Source organism: Rhizobacter sp. P5_C2 (assembly GCF_054049715.1).
In genome coordinates, this window is the sequence record NZ_JBFULV010000047.1 from 17,623 (window position 1) to 37,712 (window position 20,090).

Here is a 20,090-nt window from a genome sequence, read left to right on the forward strand (position 1 = left end):
AATCATGGGCCACCCTTCAACGGAGCACTGCCCCATGACTTCTTCTTCCACGCCCTCGGTCCACACCCGCCCGATGGCCTCGATCACCCGCGAGGCGGCCGCGTTGCTGGTCGGCCACGCGCACGCCGCGGCGCGCTCGCTCGGCATCCAGGTCGCCGTGGCGATCACCGACGCGACCGGCGAGCTGAAGGCCTTCGAGCGCGACGATGGCGCCCGCTTCCTGACCGCGACGATCGCGATCGACAAGGCCTGGACGGCCACCTCCTACGGCGTGTCGACGCGCCAATGGACCGCCATCCTCGAGCGCCCGATGGCGGCGCAGCTCGCGCACCGGCCGCGCTTCGTCGCGGTCGGCGGCGGCTGCCCGATCTTCGACGGTGCGCAGCTGGTCGGCGGCATCGGCATTTCGGGCGGTGACGCCGAGCAGGACCACCAGGTGGCCGAGCGGGCGCTCGCGGCGCTCGGCCTGGCCGCGTCGGCCTGATTGCCCTTCCTCTTCCTCTTTCTCTTTCCCCCTTGATCGAAAGAATGCCTTCCATGTCTTCCTCCCTGTTCTCCTTGCGCGCCGCCGCCCTCGCCCTCGGCGTGCTCAGCGCGGCCATCACGCCGTCGGTCGCATCGGCCGCTGCACCGATGGTCAAGACCCAGGCGCCCGGCTTCTACCGCGTGATGCTCGGCGCCTTCGAGGTGACCGCGCTGAGCGACGGCACCGTCGACCTGCCCGTCGACACGCTGCTGCACGGCCCGGCCGGCACGGTGGCGGCCAGGCTCGCGGCCGCGCTCCTGAAGAGCCCGGTCGAGAGTTCGGTCATCGGCTTCCTGGTCAACACCGGCGACAAGCTGGTGCTGATCGACACCGGCGCCGGCGCGCTGTTCGGCCCGACGCTCGGCAAGCTCGGCGCCAGCCTGCGCGCGGCCGGCTACCAGCCCGAGCAGGTCGACGAGGTGCTGCTGACCCATGCCCATCCGGACCACGTCGGCGGGCTGATGGGCCCGGCTGGCGTCGCGTTTGCGCGTGCCACGGTGCGCCTCGACGAAGCCGACGCGCAGTACTGGCTGTCGGCCGCGAAGCTGGACGCCGCCCCGGCGCAGGCCAAGGGCTTCTTCCAGGGCGCGATGGCGTCGCTGAACCCCTATGCCGAGGCCGGCCGGCTGAAGCCCTTCGCCGCCGGGTCCGAGCTGCTGCCCGGCATCCGCGCCATCGCGGCCCGCGGCCACAGCGCCGGGCACACCGTCTATGCCGTCGAAAGCCAGGGGCAGCGGATGCTGCTGATCGGTGACCTGATCCACGTCGGCGCGGTGCAGCTCGAGGATCCGCGCGTCACGATCGCGTTCGACAGCGACGAGCCCGCAGCCGCCGCCACGCGCCGCACGGTGTTCGCCCGGGCGGCGAAGGAGAACCTGCTGATCGGCGCCGCCCACCTGCCGTTCCCCGGCCTCGGCCACCTGCGCCAGGCCGGCAGCTCGTACCGCTGGCTGCCGGTGGACTACACGACGCAGCTGAAGTAGCGCCTCACGCGGCCGGCAGGCATTGAGGACATGAGGACGAAAGCGGGCGCCGTGCCTTACGATGCGCCCCACGCGCCTCATGACCGACCCCTCGCTCGCCGCCCGCTCCGCCGCAGTACCGCTTCGCCGCCTGGCGCTCGCTCTGGTGGCGGGCAACGTCGCGATCATCGTGGTGCTGTTGCTGGCGGCCGGCGTGGCCTTGCGGGCAGGGCGAGCCTCCGAAGAAGTGCGGGCCCGCGAATCGGCCGAGAACCTGGCGAACGGCCTGGCCATCGAACTCGGTGCCGAACTGAAGCAGCTCGACAACGCGCTGGCGACGATCGCGATGCGCGTTCACGCCGTCGATGCCACGCAGGCCGACGGCCGCGCCGAGATCGAGCGCAGCCTCGCCGAGCAGCGCTCGCTGCTGCCCCAGGTCGATGCGATCCGCATTGCCGACGAGGACGGCAGCGTGCGCTTCGGCCTCGACGCCGGCGGCGCGCCCGTCAGCATCGCCGACCGCGACTACTTCCATGACGCGAAGGCGCACGACGRCCTGGTGGTCTCGGAGCCGATCCAGGGCCGCATCGTTCGCAAATGGGGCGTCGCGGTGGCCCGCCGACTGCAGCGCGCCGACGGCTCGTTCGCCGGTGTGGCCTACACCAACCTGTCGAGCGGCCACTTCCTCGACCGGTTCAAGCACATCGCACTCGGCAGCGCAGGCGCCGTGACGCTTCGCTCGGGCGGGCTGCGGCTGGTCACGCGCTACTCGGTGATCGACGGCGCCCAGGAAAAGAACATCGGCACGGTGACCATCTCCGAAGAGATGACGCGCCGCCTCGCGGCAGACCCGGAGCGCGGCTCCTACCTGACCCCGACGGCGCTCGACGGCATCGAGCGCTACACCGCCTACCAGCGCGTCCCCGGCTGCACGCTGCGGGTGTTCGTGGGCCTCGGCACCAGCGATTTCCTCGCCGGCTGGCGGCGCGAGGTGGCGCAGATGGCTGCGCTGCTGGCCGTCGCGATCGCGACGATCGCCGGCTTCTCCGCGCTGCTGTTCGTGCAGCAGCGGCGCCAGGTGACCGCACGCCGCGAGATCGCGCGGCTGGCGCAGGAGCAGAGCGTGATGCTCGACAACGAGGTCGTCGGCATGATCAAGCTGAAGAACCGCACCGCGCTGTGGAAGAACCGCGCGCTCGACCGGATCTTCGGCTACGAGCCGCACGAACTCGTCGGCGCGCCGATCCGCAGGCTCTACCTCGACGACGAGACCTTCGACGAGATCGGCACCGTCGCCTACCCGATCCTGGCCACCGGCGGGCGCTTCAGCACGCAGCTGCGCATGCGGCACAAGCAGGGGCACGCGATCTGGATCGAGCTGAGCGGCGCGGCGGTGTCGGCCGACGAATCGCTGTGGTCGATGACCGACATCACCGCGCTGAAGGACAGCGAGGCGCATGCGCAGCACCTGGCGCTGCATGACGCGATGACCGGCCTGCCCAATCGCCGGCTGTTCTACGAGCGGCTGCTCTACATCCTGGCCGATGCGCAGCGGCGCCGCCAGTTGACCGCCGTGTGCTACCTCGACCTGGACGGCTTCAAGGCCGTCAACGACGCCTTCGGCCACGACGCCGGCGACGCGGTGCTGCGCGAGGTCGCGAAGCGGCTGCTCGGCTGCATCCGGACCAACGACGTGGTGGCCCGTTTCGGTGGCGACGAGTTTGCGCTGATCCTCAGCAACATCCAGGATGCACGCGAGGTGGAGCGGGTGCTGCAGCGGGTGCTGCAGGCGATCGAGCAGCCGATCCACCTCGCCGGCGGCGAGACCGCGACGGTCGGCGCGAGCATCGGCGTGGCGATCGGGCCGGAGCACGGCGACGCGTCGGACACGCTGATGGCGCACGCCGACCAGGCGATGTATGTGGCCAAGCGGGCCGGCAAGCACCGCGTCTGCCTGTGGGCACCGCGCAGCACGGAGCGTGCAGACCAGGGCGCGTGAGGCGGGCGGGCCTCGCGGTCCGTCAATTGCCGGTCATGGATCGGCGATGGCTCCGACATGCAAGTCTCATCCTTGCAAGCAGTGTTTCAGAGTATGCGAACACGGCATCGTTCTGCACTTCGCGGGGTAGCCTGCGGGCCATTCCAAACCCCGAGAGTGATCCCCATGAAAACCGGATTGAATCCGCTGCGCCTGTCCCTGATCGCGGTGGCCTGCGCCGCCGCCACGCCCGCCTTCGCCATCGACTGGCCGGCCGGCTTCTCGAAGTGCGCTGACGAAGGCGAGAGCTGCAAGGTGGGCACGACGGCGCGCCAGGTGTCGTTCGGCGTGAAGAACAAGTGGGTGGTCAAGACGCTGTCGGGCACCGTGGCCTGCACCAGTGCGAGCTTCGGCGGCGCCAACCCGAATGCGGACAAGAAGGAGAAGTGCGCGGTCGGACCGGCCGCTGCGCCGGCCCCTGCACCCGCACCGGCTCCCGCACCGGCCCCCGCTCCGTCGCCGGCACCTTCGCCCGCTCCGGCCCCTGCACCGGCACCGGCACCCGCCCCGAGCGGCCTGAGCGCCGGCTTCGCCGGCACGGTGACCGGCGGCGGCAAGCTCGGCGCCGTGACGGTGAGCACCGCGGCGGCCATGCAAGCGGCCATCGATGCCTACACCGGCACCGGCGGCCTCGTGATCCGCTACACCGGCAGCTTCGATTTCGCGTCGATCACCGACTCCTGCGCGCAGCGGACGAAGCCGGCAGGCGCCATCGTCGAGGTCAAGAACAAGAGCAACGTCACGATCGAAGGCGCCGACGGCTCGGCCGCGAACTTCGGCCTCGCGATCAAGGGCGGCGCCACCAACGTCATCATCCGCAACATGACGATCGGCCTGCTGCCCGGCTCGATCGACGCGATCGGCATCGAGGGCCAGGGCGGCAAGGTCCCGGGCTACATCTGGGTCGACCACAACACGCTGTTCAGCAGCATCAAGGAATGCGCCGGCGCCGGCGACATGGAGTTCGACGGCCTGGTCGACAACAAGGCAGGCGCGCACCACATCACCTACTCGTACAACCACATCCACGACCACCAGAAGGTCGGGCTGATCGGGTCGAGCGACAGCGATTCGAGCGACCGCTTCATCACCTACCACCACAACTTCTACGAGAACGTGAAGTCGCGGCTGCCGCTGCAGCGCGGCGGCTACACGCACCTGTACAACAACCTGTACAGCGGCGTGCACACCTCGGGCGCCAACATCCGCATGGGCGGCTTCTCGCTGATCGAAGCCAACTGGTTCGAGAACGCGCAGAACCCGGTGACCTCGCGCGACAGCTCGACCATCGGCTACTGGGAGCTGCGCAACAACAACGTGAAGAGCCCGGCCGACTTCAGCCGCTACGGCATCACCTGGGTGGCCAGCGAGTCGTCACCGTCGCGCGACGCGAGCGACTGGGTCAGCACCAGCACCTTCCCGGTCGGCATCCCGTACGCCTACACTGCCCACGACCCGGCGTGCGTGAAGCAGAAGCTGCCCGCCGTGGCGGGGGCTGGCAAGGCGCTGGCCGCGCTCAGCTGCAACTGAGCTGCCACTGACGACGACAACGAACGACAAGCCGCAGCGCGGCGGGAGACACGCATGACACTGCAATTCGCAATCCCGCTGCGCGCGGTCGTGGTGGCCGGCAGCCTGCTGGCCGCCACCACCGCGATGGCCGGCACGTTCGTGTACGTGTCCAACGCGGACAGCCAGGAGCTGTCGGTGCTGGCCTTCGACCGCAGCTCGGGCCGGCTGAGCCCGGTCGAGACGGTGGCCGTCGGCGGCACGGTGATGCCGTTGGCGGTCAGCCCCGACAAGCGCTTCCTCTACGCCGCGCTGCGCTCGCAGCCGTTTCGCGTGCTGAGCTTCGCCGTCGACCCGGCGAGCGGCCGGCTCAAGAAATTGGGCGAGGCACCGCTGGCCGACAGCATGGCCAACATCGATGTCGACGCCAGCGGCAAGTGGCTGTTCGCGGCCTCGTACCCGGGGCACAAGATCACCGTCAACAGCATCGACGGCAATGGCGTGGTCGGCGCGATCCAGCAGCTGATTCCGACGGCGCCGAACGCGCATGCCATCCATGCCGACGCGAGCAACCGCTTCGTGCTGGCGACCAGCCTCGGCGGCGACAACCTGTCGGTGTGGCGCTTCGATGCGGCCAAGGGGCAGCTGTCGCCGAACGATCCGCCGATCGTGCAGACGGCACCGAAATCCGGTGCCCGCCATTTCGTCTGGGACCGGGCGCAGAAGCACCTGTACCTGCTCAACGAGGTCGATGCGTCGCTGTATGCGTTCGCCTGGGATGCCGGCCGCGGCTCGCTGCGCGAGCTGCAGCGCACGACCACGCTGCCGGAGGGCTTCACCGGCAAGCCGTGGGCAGCCGACCTCCACCTGAGCCCGGACGGCAAGCAGCTCTATGCCTCGGAACGCACGTCGAGCACCATCGCGCGTTTCAAGGTTGACGCCGAGACGGGCAAGCTGGAGCCCGCCGGCAGCACGCCGACCGAGAAGACCCCGCGCGGCTTCGCGATCGATTCATCGGGCCGCTTCCTGATCGCGGCCGGGCAGGAATCGCATTCGGTGTCGGTGCATGCCATCGACCCGCGCACCGGCGCACTCGGCGAGGTCACCCGGCTGCCGGTCGGCAAGAACCCGAATTGGGTCGAGATCGTCGACCTGCCCTGAGGTCGAGAACGCCCGCTCAACTCTCGTTGTGCGCCACCTGGATGCGCCGGCGCGTGCGGGCTGCGGCGTCGTAGATGTTGAAGTCGCTCATCGTCCTGCCGTAGAGGTGCAGGCTGACGGCGCGGGGCCGTTCCGCCGGCACGCCGGTGACGTGGATGTGATCCGGGTTCGGGACGAAGCTCGTGACCGCACCATGCCGCAGCAGGATCGTGCCGCCGCGCGCCAGCTCGATCTCGTCGTCGGCGCCGCGATCCGGTGACAGCCTGACGTAGCTGCGCTCTTCCAGCACCCCTTCGACCACGCCGACGACGCCCCAGCTGCCGTGGTCGTGCACCGGCGTCCATTGGCCCGGCAGCCAGACGATCGAGTACAGCGACAGGCTCGAATCGGGGGCGTCGTAGATCAGGTTGCGGGTGTAGCCCGACGCGCTGCTGCGGTAGTGCTGCGGCTGCAGGAAGCTGCCGGCGTGATCGATCAGGTCGAGCATCAGCGGCGCCAGGGCCAGCACGCAGTCGGCCGGGTCGGGCTGGCGGCAGCTGCGGGCGCTGGCTTCGGCGATGAAGGCGTCGAGGGCGGCGGAGGTCATCGGCGGATTGTCGCGCCAACGCCGGATCGCACTTGACTCGCAGGCGGCTTGGACCGACGCTTTCGCGCTTTGAACCCACAGGAGCCGCCATGAGTGCGCCGATCCTCCACTACCACCCGCTGTCCTCCTGCTGCCACAAGGTGCTGATCGCCATCGACGTGCTGGAGATCGAGGTCGACAAGCGCCTACTGAACCTGGGCGATCCTGCAGAGCGCGCCGCGCACCTCGCGCTGTGGCCGCTGGGCAAGATGCCGTTGCTGGTGGACCAGGGCCGGCCGGTGCCCGAGACGAGCATCATCATCGAGCACCTGCAGCGCCACCATGCGCGCCCGGGCCGCACGCTGATCCCGCACGACCTCGACGAAGCGCTCGAGGTGCGCCGGTGGGACCGCCTCTTCGACCTTTATGTGATGACGCCGATGCAGGCCTTCACCGCCGACCGCCTGCGCGCCGAAGGCGAGCGCGATCCGCAGTCCGTAGCCAAGGCCCGCGACACGCTGCTGACCGCCTATGCGCTGATCGACCGCCAGCTCGAAGGGCGGACCTGGGTGGCCGGCGATGCGTTCAGCATGGCCGATTGCGCGGCGGCGCCTTCCTTGTTCTATGCGCTGACCTACGTCCCGCTGCTTGCGCAGCATGGGCGCCTCTCGGCCTACTTCGAACGCCTGATGGATCACCCGTCGGTGGCACGCACCGTCGACGAGGCGCGGCCCTGGTTCCAGTTCTACCCGGGGCGCGACGGGCTGTCCCGGCGCTTCTACGATCCGGCGTAGCGCCCGCGGCAGTCTCGTTACAGGATCGATCCCGGCATCGCGAGCATCGGCACCGGCTTCATGCTGGAAGCCAGCGGATGCTGGTGGCCCGCATCGCTGTCGCCCGGCACCGAGAACTGCGCCATCGCCGTGACCAACGCGGCTGCGTCCTGGTCGATCGAGATGCCCTGGCCGGCTTGCGTCCCGGTGAACGACAACGGCACCGACGACGACGGAATCACGCTGCCGTTGGCCAGCCGGATCTCCTCGATCTTGTTGGTCGTGCCGACGTACCAGTTGCTCACCGTCAGCTTGTCCGTGCCGGTCGTCAGCCCGATCACCAGGTTGTTGCCGCTGCGCGTGAGCGTGACCTGCGAGGCCGTGATGCCCGCGCCGATCTCGATGCGGTCGCTGCCGCCCGCGTCGCTCAGCGTGTCGAGCCCGTCGCCGGAGCCCCAGCGGTAGACGTCATTGCTGGTGGTCGAGGTGTCGGTCAGCGTGTCGTTGCCCAGGCCGCCGCTGTAGGTGTCGTTGCCCTCGGCACCGGTCAGCACGTTGGCGCCGCTGTTGCCGATCAGCACGTTGGCATTCAGGTTGCCGGTGGCATTGAATGCGCCTGAACCCGTCAGCGTGATGTTCTCGATGTTCGTCGTCGCGGAAATGCTCCAGGTCAGGGCACTGTTGATCGTGTCGATGCCCTCGCTCGCGTTCTCCGTCACCACGTCGGTGTTGACGTTGACGACATAGACATCGTCGCCCGCCCCGCCGGTCAAGGTGTCGTTGCCCGTCCCGCCATCGAGCGTGTCATTGCCCAGCCCGCCGGTCAGCGCGTTGTTGCCGCTGTTGCCGGTCAGCAGGTTGGCCAGGTCGTTGCCGATGCCGCTCAGGCCGGTCGTCCCGCCCAGCAGCAGGTTCTCGACGTTGCTGCCCAGCGTGTACGTGGTCAGCGTGCTCTGCACCGTGTCGATGCCCTCGTTCAGCGCCTCGACGATGACGTCCGTCGTGCTGTCGATCACGTAGGTGTCGTCGCCCGTGCCGCCGGTCATCGAATCGTTGCCGGTGCCGCCGTTCAGCGTGTCGTTGCCGGCATTGCCGATCAGCGTGTCGTTGCCGCCAGCGCCATTGAGCGAGTCGTTGCCGGTGCCGCCGACCAGCGTGTCGGCATTGGCGGTGCCGGTCAGCACCAGGTTCTGCAGGCTGACCGCGATGTCGAACACGTCGCTGGCCGACGCGTTGCTGGTGTCGGTGGCCGTGACCTTCACGCTCACCGTGCCGATCGTGGGGGGCGTGCCGCTGAACGTGCGCGTGCCGGCATTGAAGCTCAGCCAGCCCGGCAGCGCGCTGCCGTCGGCCAGCGTCGCGGTGTAGGCCAGCGCATCGGCATCCGCATCGGTGAACGACGACGTCGGCAGCGCGAAGCTGAGCGGTGCACCCTGGGCCGCCGTCTTGTCGGCCAGTGCCGCGTTCACCACCGGCGCACGGTTGGCCGGCCCGACGTTGAGCGTGACGAACTCGCCGGCCGAGAAGTTGTAGTTGTCGGTGCCCCACAGGACGAACTGCAGGCTGCCGACGTTGCCCGTGCCTGGCGTGCCCGACATCGTGCGCGTCACCGGGTCGAAGCTGAGCCACGCCGGCACCGCGCTGCCGTCCTGCATCGAGATGCGGTAGGTGATGGAATCCCACACGTCCGGATCCGTGATGGTGTTCAGCGCCACGGTGTAGCTGAAGGCGCTGCCGGCCTTGGCGCTGAGCGTCGGCAGGAAGGTGTTGACGGTCGGCGAGTGGTTGTTGTTCGCGCGATCCACCACGGTCTGGATCATCGCCTGGTCCCACACCACGCCGTTCGAGAACTCGATGCGGTCGATCTTGTGGTCCTGCGTGACGCCATTCACCACGCTGTTGCCGGCGTAGTAGTTGATGAAGCCGACCTGGTCGCTGCTGCCCTTCACCTTGAAGAACAGGTTCGCGCCCGATTGGAAGGCCAGCACGTCGTTGTCGGTGATGGTGGCGCCGAAGCGCAGCGTGTCGGTGGCGCCGAGCGCGTCGGTGTTGTCGACGCTGTCCTGCCCGTCGCCGCGGTTGTAGACATAGACATCGTTGCCGGCGTCACCGAACAGGAAGTCGTTGCCCTGCCCGCCGGTCAGCGTGTTGTTGCCGGTGTTGCCCCACAGGCCGTTGGCCAGCGCGTTGCCGGTGGCGTTCAGGTCGTCGGAGCCCGTCAGCGCGACGCGTTCGAAGTTGGCGCCAAGCGTCCAGCTGACGCTGGACTGGATGAAGTCGTCGCCCTCACCCGCGTTCTCGACCAGGGTGTCGCCGGCATCGTCGACGTCGTAGAAGTCGTCGCCGCTGCCACCGACCAGCGAGTCGGCGCCTTCGGAGCCGAACAGCGCGTCATCGCCTGCACCGCCGATCAGCGTGTCGTCGCCGTCGAGGCCGAGCAGGTTGTTGTCGCTCGCGTTGCCGATGATCAGGTTGTCGAGGTCGTTGCCGTTGCCGCGCTCCACGGTGCCGGTCAGCGTCAGGTTCTCGACGCCGTCGTTCAGGATGAAGAAGCTGTCGTAGCTGCGCACGACGGTGTCGATGCCTTCGCCGGCCGCCTCGACGACCCCGTCGTCTTCGCTGTCGACGATGTAGGTGTCATCGCCCTCGCCGCCGATCAGCAGGTCGGAGCCGCCGCCGCCGGTCAGCAGGTTGTTGCCGGCATTGCCTTCGAGCACGTTGTCGCCGGCATCGCCGGTGGCGTTCAGGTTGGCGCTGCCGGTCAGGCGAACGTTCTCGATGTTGTTGCCGGTCGCGTAGCTGAAGCCGACCTCCACGGTGTCGCTGCCTTCGTCGGCGAGCTCGATCACCTGGTCGGCAGCACTGTCGAGCACGTAGGTGTCATTGCCGTCACCACCGGCCATCGTGTCGATGCCGGCACCGCCGTCCAGCCGGTTCGAGCCGCTGTTGCCGGTGAGCTGGTTGGCCAGTTCGTTGCCGGTGGCGTCGACGCTGGAGAAACCGGTGAGCACCAGGTTCTCGAGGTTGGCGCCCAGCACGTAGCTGACAGAGCTCCGCACCGTGTCGATGCCTTCGCCGGACTGCTCGACGACCTGGTCGTCGCTGCGGTCCACGTCGTAGAGGTCATCGCCGGTGCCGCCGACAAGCAGGTCGACGCCGCTGCCGCCGACAAGCAGGTCGTTGCCCGCGCCGCCTTGCAGCAGGTCGTCGCCGCCCTGGCCGTCGAGCAGGTTGTCCTGCGCGTTGCCGTTGATCGTGTTGGCCAGCGCGTTGCCGGTGCCCGCGACCGCAGTGCCGGTGAGCATCAGCGTCTCGACGTTGTCGCCGAGCGTGAAGTCGACGCTGGCGACGACGGTGTCGTCGCCTTCGGCGTTCAGCTCGGTGACCGCATCGGTCGTGGCGTCGACGAGGTAGAGGTCGTTGCCCTGGCCGCCGCTCATCGCGTCGCTGCCGCTGCCACCGTCCAGCGTGTCGTTGCCGGCCGCGCCGATCAGCGTGTCGGCACCCGCGAGGCCGCTGAGGAGGTTGTCGTTGTCGTTGCCGGTCAACGCGTTGTCCAGCGCATTGCCGCCAGCGCTCAGCGCCGCGGAGCCGGCCTGCAGGACCAGGTCTTCAACATTGTTCGAGAGCGTGAGGCTGAGTGCGCTGTAGACGGTGTCGTGGCCTTCGTCGGCCGCTTCGATCACCTGGTCGTTCGCGTCGTCGACGATGAAGGTGTCGTCGCCCGCGCCGCCTGACATCGTGTCGGCACCGCTGCCGCCGTCCAGCGTGTCGTTGCCCGCACCGGCTGCCAGCACATCGGCGCCCTGGCCTGCCAGCAGCGTGTCGTTGCCTGCACCGCCGTCGAGCACGTCGTTGCCGTCGCCGGCGCTCAGCCAGTCGCCACCATCGCCACCGGCGAGCGAGTCGTTGCCGGCACCGCCGTCGAGCTGGTCGGCCCCGGCATCGCCTTGCATCGCGTCGTTGCCGTCGCCGCCCGTCAGGGTGTCGTCGCCGTCGCCGCCGTAGGCCAGGTCGTTGCCTGCCCCGAGGTCGAGCAGGTCATTGCCGCCGCGACCGTCGACCACATCATCGCCGGCGAGCGCATGGATGATTTCCTTGCCGGAGGTTCCGCGCAAGGTGTCGGCTTGCTCCGTGGCCGGAATCTCGATCGGCAGGGCATCGAGCACCTGGGCGATCGTCATCGTGCTGCCATCGGAGAACTGGATGGCATCGATCGGCGACGTTCCCGCGAGGTTGTCGTAGTCCACGCCGTCCAGGTGGATCCCGCCCCCATCGGCTCCGGTTCCGATGAACAAGGAACCGAGACGCAGGAACAGCATGCCCAGCAGGATGCCACCTTCGAGCACCAGCAGGTCATACCCCGAACCGTCTTCGATGTGCTTGATGCCACTGCCCAGCGCGAAGTAGTAGACGTCGTCGCCGTCGCCGCCCATCATCGTGTCGTCGCCGTCACCAGGACGCAGGAAGTCATTGCCGGAACCGCCCAGCAGGAGGTCGTCGCCGGCACCGCCGTACAGGCGATCGTCATCGGCGCCACCCGACAGCCAGTCGTTGCCATTGCCCCCGACCAGCGTGTCGCGTCCGCTGCCGCCATCCAGCTGGTCATTCCCGCTCAGCATGCTGATGTCGGCGCTGCTCGTCTCGTTTTCTCCGGCCAACCAGTCATCGCCGCTCCCGCCGCTCAGCTGGTCGTCGCCGCCATCGCCGAACAGGGTGTCGTTGCCAGCGCCGCCATCGAGCGTGTCGCTTCCCTGCAGGGACGCGTCGACGTTGCCCAGGATGTCGCCGGTCAGCACATCATCGCCATCACCGGCGTCGAGCTGGTCGTTGCCGCCGCCGCCGATCAAGGTGTCGTTGCCCGCACCGCCGTCGAGCTGGTCGTCGCCGTGGAATTCCCCTGCCACGTCGCCCAGGGTGCCGTCACCGTCGAGGTAGTCGTTGCCCTCGCCGCCCACGAGCTGGTCGTCGCCGCCCTCGCCGAAGAGGGTGTCGTTGCCCTCCTCGCCGTCCAGGTAGTCGCTGCCATGGAAGGTGCCGGCAACCGCGGCCGTGTTCGCGTCTCCCTGCAGCTCATCGTCACCCTTGCCGCCGTACAGCGTGTCGTTGCCGCCGCGGGCGATCAGCAGGTCGTCGCCATCCTCGCCATCCAGGTAATCGTTGCCCTGGAACGCGCCGGACAGCGACGCATCGACATCGTCGCCGTCGAGGAAGTCGTTGCCCGTGCCGCCGAAGAGCGTGTCGTTGCCGCCACCACCGCCCAGCGTGTCGTTGCCGGCCTCGCCGTCGAGGTAGTCGTCCCCCTGGGCCGACCCCGGGAGCACGGACTCGGGGCCGTCACCGTTCAGCGTGTCGCTGCCGTCGCCGCCGAACAGCGTGTCGGCGCCGCCCTCGCCTTGCAGGTAGTCGTTGCCGTCTTCACCGTCGAGGTAGTCGTCGCCATGGTACGAAGGCGGCAGGTAGGCGCCGTCGGAAGGCGACACCGAGCCGCTGTCGCCCCACAGCGAGTCGTCGCCGCCGCCACCGAAGAGCTGGTCGTCGCGACCGCCACCGATCAGCTTGTCGTTGCCGTCGCCGCCATCGAGGTAGTCGTTGCCGTTCACGTCGGGCGTCGTGTTCATGGAGTCCCGGTCGTCGCCGTACAACGAGTCGTCGCCGGTGCCGCCGTACAGGTCGTCGCCCTGGCCCTGCCCGATCAGCAAGTCGTTGCCGGCACCGCCATCGATCACGTCGGCGCCGTGGTCCTGCGGTGCGGCATAGACGATCAGCGACGGATCGTACTGGCTCGGACCATCGCCGTAGATGCGGTCGTCGCCATCGTCGCCGTTCAGCACGTCGCTGCCGCCCATGCCGTAGATGTCGTCACGGCCGGCACCCCCGCTCACGATGTCGTTGCCCGTGCCGGCAAAGACGTAGTCGTCGCCGGCGCCGGCGTCGATCGTGTTGCCGGCGTCGCCGTACTGTTCGTCGCGGCCGACGTTGCTGCTGAGGAAGCCTTGCTGGAACCCGTCGAAGTCGGGCCCTGGCGAGCTGTGCGCCCAATCGAAGCCCTGGCCCAGCACCACCGGGTAGCTGGGCGCGGGCGGCGTGTAGTCGGTGCGGGTCGGGTAGTAGAGGCTGCCGGTGCTGGAGCCGTAGATGACGTCGATGCCGTCGCCGYCGATCAGCGTATCGGCACCCAGCCCGCCCTCCAGCACGTCGTTGCCGGTGCCACCCTCGATGTAGTCGTTGCCTGCGCGCCCGAGCAGCGCGTCGTCGCCGCCCAGCCCCTTGATGCTGTCGTCGCCGGCCGTGCCGGTGATGAGGTCCTGCGCGCCGGCCTGCACACCATCGCTCACATAGTTGCCGTCGCTGTCGAAGAGGTACTGCGAGCCATCGGGGTTGGTCTTCTTCTTGAAGTCGCCGGTCAGCGTGTTGGTCGTCTGGGGCTGCGCCTGGGTCTCGTCGAGGGTGATGCCCAGCTGGCCCGGCTGCCAGTTGCGGACGCGGATCTGGTTGAGCGATCCATCCTTGCGCAGGATGAGGTCGTCTCCCGCCACGGTGTAGCTCCAGCCGGTGGCTTCGTCCACGTAGAAGCCGTCGGCTTTCTTCTTGCCGCCGGCCAGCGTCACCCCGTTGGCGACGATCGAGCCCTGCCCATCGGCATCGATGATCCAGTCGCCGCCGAAGTTGCCGTCGAAGTTGTAGGTGTCGTTGCCCGTGCCGCCGTACAGGTAGTCGGGCCCTTCGCCGCCATCGAGCGAATCGCTGCCGTCGCCGCCCGCCAGCACGTCGCTGCCAGCGCCGCCGAGCAGCGTGTCGCTGCCGCCCAGGCCGAGCAACAGGTCGTCGCCGGCGCCGCCGTCGAGGTTGTCTGCGGCGGTGCCGCCGATGGCGGCGTCGTCTGTGCTGCCCGTCGCGACCCAGGTCATCGCATCGCTGCCGCTCTGGATGTGCCAGGCATTGGCCGATCGTGCGGCACCGGCGGCGAAGGATGCGGCGTCGGCTGCCAGCGCCACCACCGCATCTGCAAGAACCTTCGTGCTCTTGAGTTCGCCTTGCGACTGCGCGATGTCGGCGTAGTTGAAGTTGATGGCACCACCGTTCAGACTGAACAGGGCCGTCGCGCTGGATGCGGCATTGAAGTAGTAATACTCCATTGCAGCAACCAGCAGACCCTTTTTAATATCTGCTGCAGAAGTCGTCCCGCCGCCGGTGCCAATGCGATTGACGTCGGCGGTGAACTTTGTCAGCAATGCGGTTGCGGGAGAGATCAACTGGCCGGTCAGTTCGTCATAGACGCCGACCTCCTCACGCAGCAGCTTGGCCAGCAGATTCTGGCGCGCGCCCAATGCAATCGGGCCATACAGCCCATGATCGAAAAGGAGCGGGAGGAGGGTAGGGAAGTCCTTGCAAGCCTGCTCGAACGACGAGTTCAGCAGTACTGCCGCAAGCAGATCAATGCTGTGCTTGTCACCCCCTGACAAATCAGGCGCCGCCCCGACGAGTTTCGGTGTGCGGCTCGCCTCGATGCGCGGCAGAAGGAGATAGTCCAGCAATTCCAGGATCTCACCTTGAACCGCGTAGCTCACGACATGAGATTCTCGCCCTGCATAATCGATCAGCGGGTGATAATTGTCGAACTTCGGATCGTGATACCCCTGTACCGCCAGCGCGGCCTGCACCACGAGATAGGCCGGCGTCATCACCAACGGGGGGCCGATCTCTCGCGCCGACAGTTCGAACGGGGCAGGATCGAAAACAACGGCCGGCCGGTCAAACCAGGCCGCCATCAAACCAGCGAGGCCGCCGCCCAGCGAATGCCCGGTGAAACTGATGTCAGCGCCCGCTCCATACTTGGCCTGGACTTTCTGGTAGAGCAGAGCGGCATCGTAGGCCTGCTTCCCATAGGAACCGGTGGCCAAAGGGAGATTCCCGCTCACGAAATCATTGGTCAATCCCGACGTGATGCCTTCGGGAAATTCGGTGCCGGCGTAGGAGATGACGATCTGGCCGCCCGGACCCTGATAGACGCGCGCGCTGAACGCACTGCCGAGCGCGGTTGCATTGCTTCCCGAGCTGGAAACGGTGAACTCGTCCAGAACTTTCCAGCCCGGCGGAATGGGCGCACGATTGGTGGACAGCGTGCGAATATCCCAATAAGCACCGGCAGCAAGCAGTGCGTATGTCGTTGCCTGATCCATTTTCCGATCCCCCTGATGACCTGTGGTTTGTGTGATTACTGCACTTGTATTTTCAGTGGCCGAGAAATCTCTCGTCGAGCAGGATCCAGATAAGCATCCTGCAACAAGACCTCCTTCTCTTCGAAGGAGACTCTCTTGCCGTCATACCCTGCCAGCAACGAAACGTCGATGGAGGGGAAGAGGTTTTCTCGTTGAATCGAGGGCGGCGCTGATTCCCAGCCCATCGGATGGAACGTCCCGCTTTCCAGAGTGGCCAGCCGCTGCTCGCGTGTCGTGAAGCCATGCCCCCACTGATCGGAGGTTTCGTCCGTCTTTCCGAATGGGCCTTGACCTGCGAGGACGAGGTACCACCTGCCGGCGATGCGATCCAGAAAGACCGGCGTGAGCCAGGTCGTGAATTTGACCGAACCCAGGGGCGTGCCGGCATCAAACACCAGGGTGGTGACACGCCGCCGCGCATTCTGATATCCAGAGAAATAGCCACCTCGCTCAAATTGAATCGTTCGCTTCAGCAACAAGAGCGGCCCATCCCGGAGCCTTACTTCCTCGAAAATGGTGAGCTCGAACAGCCTGGGCTGGCCGCAGCCTGTGGCGAGCAAAGCCGCCCCCGCCGCCATCAATGCCCTTCTTCGACTTGAATATGAACCGTTGGCGTCGGAATGCCGGATCAGTCGCCGCATCACCGCTCCTTCAAGCTGTCATTGAGGTGCTCACGCACCGGGCTCAGCAGGTAGTCGATGACCCGACGCTTGCCCGTCTTGATCTCCGCCGTCACGTTCATCCCCGGCGACAGGTGCACCCGCTTGCCGTCGACGTTGATGTCGCGCTGGTCGAGCTGCAGCGTCGCGGGGAAGCTGGCCCCTTGCGGCGCCTTGCTGTCCGCGGTGTTGCCGTTGCCGCTGAAACTGTTCTGCGGCTGGCGCGCGCTCTCGCTGATCACCGCATCGGCGGCCACGCTCAACACTTTCGCGCCCACCGTGCCATAGCGCGTGTACGGGAAGGTCTCCAGCTTCACCTCGGCATGCTGGCCTTCCTTGACGAAGCCGATGTCCTTGTTCTCCAGCGTCACCTCGGCCGTGACCTCGGCCCGGTCGGGCACCACCACCAGCAGCACCTGCGCCGGCGTCACGACGCCTCCCGCGGTGTGCACCGCGAGCTGCTGCACCGTGCCGTCGACCGGCGCGGTCAGTTGCGTGAGCCGTGTCTTCTGCGTGGCCTTGACCGTCTCGGCGTTCAGTTGCCGCCGCTTCAACTCGGCGTCCGCATGCCGCTCGCCCAGCACGCGCACGATCTCGGCGCGCTGCGCCGCATGCCCCTGCTCGCTCTCGTGCTGCGCCGCCTGCGCCTCCAGCTTGCGGGCGCGCGCGGTCGACAGGTCCTTCTCCATCTCGATGCGCTCGCGCGTGCGGTCCTGGCCCGCGTGGCCGGCAATGAAGCCCTGCTCCGACAGCGCCTTGAAGTCCGCCTCGCGCTGGCGCGCCAGCGGCACCGTGGTCTCCAGCTTGTCGATCTGCTGCTCCACGGTCTGCGCCTCGGCGCGGTGCTTGGCGGCCTCGGCCCGCAGCCTGGCCAGCTTGGCGTTGATGTCGGCCCACTCGCTGCGCAGCTGGGATTGCACCGCGCGCCGCCCTTCAGCGTTCAGGTCAGGGTCGGGCGCCAGCTGCGGCTCGGCGCCGCGCTCGAGCGCGTCCAGCAGCGCCGCCGTGCGCACCGACTCCGAGATCGCCGACGCGCGCTCCTGCATCACCCGCCCGCGGTCGGCCTCGGCCAGCGTCGCATCGAGCTCGATCAGCAGCTGACCTGCCTTGACGCGGTCGCCGTCCTGCACCTGGATCGCCTTGACGACGCTCGCCTCCAGCGGCTGGATCAGCTTGCTGCCGTCGCTGACGACGATGCGCCCCGGGGCAGAAGCCACGATGTCCAGCTCGCCGAAGCTGGCCCACAACAAGATCACGACGAAGAGCGCGCAGATCACCAAGGCCGCACGCCTGGGCGCCGGGTGCACCGGCGTCGCCTGCAGGCTCAGCGCCGCAGGCAGGAAGGCGGCCTCGTCGGCCAGCCGCTTCGGCCCCGCCAGTTCATGGCGTGCCTGCCACGCGGCCGCGAACACCGCCTTGTAGCGCGCCAGCAAGGCCAGCGCGGGATGCGGCGCCGGCGTTGCTTTCGGTATGGCGGCGCTCATGCCTGGTTCTCCACGGCGACCGGTGTGCGCTCGATGCCGCCTTGCATCTGCCACAGGTAGGCGTACAGCCCCTTCGGCTTGGCGACCAGCTGCTCGTGCGCGCCCATCTCGACGATGCGCCCCTTGTCCATCACGATGATGCGGTGCGCATTGCGCACCGCGCTCAGCCGGTGCGCGATCACCAGCACCGTGCGGCCCTGGCAGATGGCGGCCATGTTGCGCTGGACGATGGCCTCGCTCTCGTAGTCGAGCGCGCTCGTCGCCTCGTCGAAGATCAGGATGCGCGGATTGCTGAACAGCGCCCGCGCGATCGCGATGCGCTGGCGCTGCCCGCCCGACAGGCTCGCGCCCTGTTCGCCCACCAGCGTGTCGTAGCCCTCGGGCAGCTCGCTGATGAAGTCGTGCGCACCCGCGAGCCGGGCCACGGCCATCACATGTTCGAGCGGCGCGGCCGGGTCGGTGATCGCGATGTTCTCGCGCACGCTGCGGTGGAACAGGAAGTTCTCCTGCAGCACCACGCCGACCTGGCGGCGCAGCTGGGCGGCGTCGATCAGGCTGATGTCGATGCCGTCGACCAGCAAGCGCCCCTGCTCCGGCGAGTACAGGCGCTGCACCAGCTTGGTCAGCGTGCTCTTGCCCGAGCCCGACCGGCCGACGATGCCGATCACCTCGCCGGGCCGCACGTCCAGGCTCACGCCGTGCAGCACCGGCGGCGCTTCCGGCCGGTAGCGGAACACCACCTGGTCGAGCGTGATGCGGCCCTTCAGCGGCGGCAGTTGCGCGGCCGTGCTGGGCGGCACCTCGGTGCGCGTGTTCAGCACATCGCCCAGCCGCGCCATCGAGATGCCGGTCTGCTGGAAGTCGGTCCACATCTGCGCGATCCGCATGATGGGCTGCGCGACGCGCTGCGCGAACATGTTGAAGGCGACGAACTGGCCGACGCTCAACTCGTTGTCCATCACCAGGTGCGCGCCGTACCAGAGCGTTGCGGCGTTCACCAGCTTGCCGGCGAGGTTGATGCCCTCGTGCGCGAAGGTCGAGAGGCTCTGCGTGCGAAATCCCGCCGAGACGTAGGCGGCGAGTTGTTCATCCCAGCGGCGCGACATCGCCGGCTCGAGCGCGGTCGCCTTGACGGTCTGGATGCCGGTGATGGTCTCGACCAGCAGCGACTGGTTCTCGGCGCTGCGCGCGAATTTCTCGTTCAGCCGGGCGCGCAGCACCGGCACGACCGACAGGATCAGCAGCACGTAGACCGGAAAGCTGAGCAGCACGATCAGCGTCAGCGGCACGCTGTACAGCAGCATCACCGCCACGAAGACGATCGAGAACACGACATCCAGCACCAACGTCAGCGAGTTGCCGGTCAGGAAGCTGCGGATGTTCTCCAGCTCACGCACGCGCGCCACCGACTGGCCGACGCGCCGGGATTGGAAGTAAGCCAGCGGCAGCTGCACCAGGTGGCGAAACAGCCGCGCACCGAGCTCGACATCGATGCGGCTGGTGGTGTGGCTGAAGACGTACGAGCGCAGCACCGTCAGCACGCTCTCGAACAGCACCACCGCGACCAGGCCGACCACCAGCACGTCGAGCGTCGACACGCCCTTGTGCACCAGCACCTTGTCCATCACCACCTGGAAGAACAGCGGCGAGACGAGCGCGAACAGCTGCAGGAACAGCGAGATCACCAGCACCTCCGACAGCAGGCGGCGGTGCTTGACGATGCTCGGGATGAACCAGCTGAAGTCGAACTTGGCCAATTCGCCGGCGAGGCTCGCGCGGCTGGTAATCAGGATGAGCCGGCCGCTCCACTGCTCGGCGAACACCGCCATCGGCTCGATGGTGGGGCGGGCACTGTCGGTGCGCACGTCGCGGAACAGCACGCGTTGGCCATCGCATTGCGCGAGGACGACCACGCGGCCGTCGTTCATCACCGCCAGGGCCGGCAACGCGGCGAGTTCGATCCGGTCGATCGTGGTGGAGGAGAGCTTGGCCTTCAGGCCCAGGTGCCTGGCGGCCAACAGCAGGTCGTCGGTGGAGACGGGCTCGCTCGGGCTTTTGCCGAGCTGATGCAACAGCGCTGCGGGGTCGGCGGGCACCTGGTGAAGCCGGGCCACCAGGCACAGGGCGTGAAGCGCGGCCTCGCCTTGATGGCGCGCCGGCGAGACCGCCATGGCCTCGCCGTCCCCCGCCC

11 protein-coding genes and 1 pseudogene are annotated in these 20,090 nt (G+C 68.0%); 6 read left to right on the forward strand and 6 right to left on the reverse strand.

Translation table 11 applies throughout. From position 1 onward, the window contains the following. Nucleotides 1–34: 34 nt before the first annotated feature. From ACXJLU_RS18255 to ACXJLU_RS18275, 5 genes are all read left to right on the forward strand, one after another. Entirely contained in the window at nt 35–484 is a 450-nt protein-coding gene (locus tag ACXJLU_RS18255) for a GlcG/HbpS family heme-binding protein (RefSeq protein WP_457333339.1), read from the forward strand. Between the two features lie 53 nt (nt 485–537). Then, nucleotides 538–1,509 carry an MBL fold metallo-hydrolase gene (locus tag ACXJLU_RS18260; RefSeq protein WP_457333341.1) on the forward strand — a complete coding sequence of 324 codons (972 nt, stop codon included), beginning with the start codon at nt 538–540 and terminating at the stop codon, nt 1,507–1,509. Nucleotides 1,510–1,588: 79 nt separating this feature from the next. After that, nucleotides 1,589–3,487, forward strand: coding sequence for a bifunctional diguanylate cyclase/phosphodiesterase (locus ACXJLU_RS18265; protein WP_457333343.1), 1,899 nt, complete (start codon nt 1,589–1,591; stop codon nt 3,485–3,487). Between the two features lie 165 nt (nt 3,488–3,652). Further along, nucleotides 3,653–5,056, forward strand: coding sequence for a pectate lyase family protein (locus ACXJLU_RS18270; RefSeq protein WP_457333345.1), 1,404 nt, complete (start codon nt 3,653–3,655; stop codon nt 5,054–5,056). 54 nt (nt 5,057–5,110) lie between these two features. Next, the gene (locus ACXJLU_RS18275; protein WP_457333347.1) at nt 5,111–6,196 is read left to right on the forward strand and encodes a lactonase family protein; all 1,086 of its coding nucleotides are present in this window, start codon (nt 5,111–5,113) and stop codon (nt 6,194–6,196) included. A 16-nt stretch (nt 6,197–6,212) separates the two neighbouring features. On the opposite strand, the gene ACXJLU_RS18280 is transcribed toward ACXJLU_RS18275, so the two are convergent. Next, nucleotides 6,213–6,782 carry a cysteine dioxygenase family protein gene (locus tag ACXJLU_RS18280; protein WP_457333348.1) on the reverse strand — a complete coding sequence of 190 codons (570 nt, stop codon included), beginning with the start codon at nt 6,780–6,782 and terminating at the stop codon, nt 6,213–6,215. Between the two features lie 89 nt (nt 6,783–6,871). Here ACXJLU_RS18280 and ACXJLU_RS18285 point away from each other — a divergent pair, with 89 nt between their 5' ends. After that, nucleotides 6,872–7,555: a glutathione S-transferase family protein gene (locus ACXJLU_RS18285; protein ID WP_457333350.1), complete on the forward strand. Its 684-nt coding sequence runs from the start codon at nt 6,872–6,874 to the stop codon at nt 7,553–7,555. Between the two features lie 17 nt (nt 7,556–7,572). On the opposite strand, the gene ACXJLU_RS18290 is transcribed toward ACXJLU_RS18285, so the two are convergent. The 5 genes and pseudogenes from ACXJLU_RS18290 to ACXJLU_RS18310 all read right to left on the reverse strand — a co-directional run bounded on the left by ACXJLU_RS18290 (nt 7,573) and on the right by ACXJLU_RS18310 (nt 20,070). After that, nucleotides 7,573–14,865, reverse strand: coding sequence for a putative Ig domain-containing protein (locus tag ACXJLU_RS18290; protein WP_457333374.1), 7,293 nt, complete (start codon nt 14,863–14,865; stop codon nt 7,573–7,575). A 222-nt stretch (nt 14,866–15,087) separates the two neighbouring features. Further along, nucleotides 15,088–15,717 (reverse strand): annotated as a pseudogene (locus tag ACXJLU_RS18295) (Tle-like phospholipase domain-containing protein); the annotation flags it as partial. A gap of 35 nt (nt 15,718–15,752) precedes the next feature. Continuing rightward, nucleotides 15,753–16,397 carry a hypothetical protein gene (locus ACXJLU_RS18300; RefSeq protein WP_457333352.1) on the reverse strand — a complete coding sequence of 215 codons (645 nt, stop codon included), beginning with the start codon at nt 16,395–16,397 and terminating at the stop codon, nt 15,753–15,755. Then, nucleotides 16,397–17,899: an HlyD family type I secretion periplasmic adaptor subunit gene (locus ACXJLU_RS18305; RefSeq protein ID WP_457333354.1), complete on the reverse strand. Its 1,503-nt coding sequence runs from the start codon at nt 17,897–17,899 to the stop codon at nt 16,397–16,399. Before ACXJLU_RS18305 ends, ACXJLU_RS18300 begins: the two co-directional genes overlap by 1 nt. Further along, nucleotides 17,896–20,070, reverse strand: a complete 2,175-nt coding sequence (locus tag ACXJLU_RS18310) for a type I secretion system permease/ATPase (protein ID WP_457333356.1) — start codon at nt 20,068–20,070, stop codon at nt 17,896–17,898. Before ACXJLU_RS18310 ends, ACXJLU_RS18305 begins: the two co-directional genes overlap by 4 nt. Nucleotides 20,071–20,090 lie beyond the last annotated feature (20 nt).

What these genes read in the sequence shown, in the direction of transcription:
- ACXJLU_RS18255 (WP_457333339.1), top strand. Translation starts at nt 35, where the DNA reads ATGACTTCTTCTTCCACGCCCTCGGTCCACACCCGCCCGATGGCCTCG.
- ACXJLU_RS18260 (WP_457333341.1), top strand. Translation starts at nt 538, where the DNA reads ATGTCTTCCTCCCTGTTCTCCTTGCGCGCCGCCGCCCTCGCCCTCGGC.
- ACXJLU_RS18270 (WP_457333345.1), top strand. Translation starts at nt 3,653, where the DNA reads ATGAAAACCGGATTGAATCCGCTGCGCCTGTCCCTGATCGCGGTGGCC.
- ACXJLU_RS18275 (WP_457333347.1), top strand. Translation starts at nt 5,111, where the DNA reads ATGACACTGCAATTCGCAATCCCGCTGCGCGCGGTCGTGGTGGCCGGC.
- ACXJLU_RS18280 (WP_457333348.1), bottom strand. Translation starts at nt 6,782, where the DNA reads ATGACCTCCGCCGCCCTCGACGCCTTCATCGCCGAAGCCAGCGCCCGC.
- ACXJLU_RS18285 (WP_457333350.1), top strand. Translation starts at nt 6,872, where the DNA reads ATGAGTGCGCCGATCCTCCACTACCACCCGCTGTCCTCCTGCTGCCAC.
- ACXJLU_RS18300 (WP_457333352.1), bottom strand. Translation starts at nt 16,397, where the DNA reads ATGCGGCGACTGATCCGGCATTCCGACGCCAACGGTTCATATTCAAGT.
- ACXJLU_RS18305 (WP_457333354.1), bottom strand. Translation starts at nt 17,899, where the DNA reads ATGAGCGCCGCCATACCGAAAGCAACGCCGGCGCCGCATCCCGCGCTG.
- ACXJLU_RS18310 (WP_457333356.1), bottom strand. Translation starts at nt 20,070, where the DNA reads ATGGCGGTCTCGCCGGCGCGCCATCAAGGCGAGGCCGCGCTTCACGCC.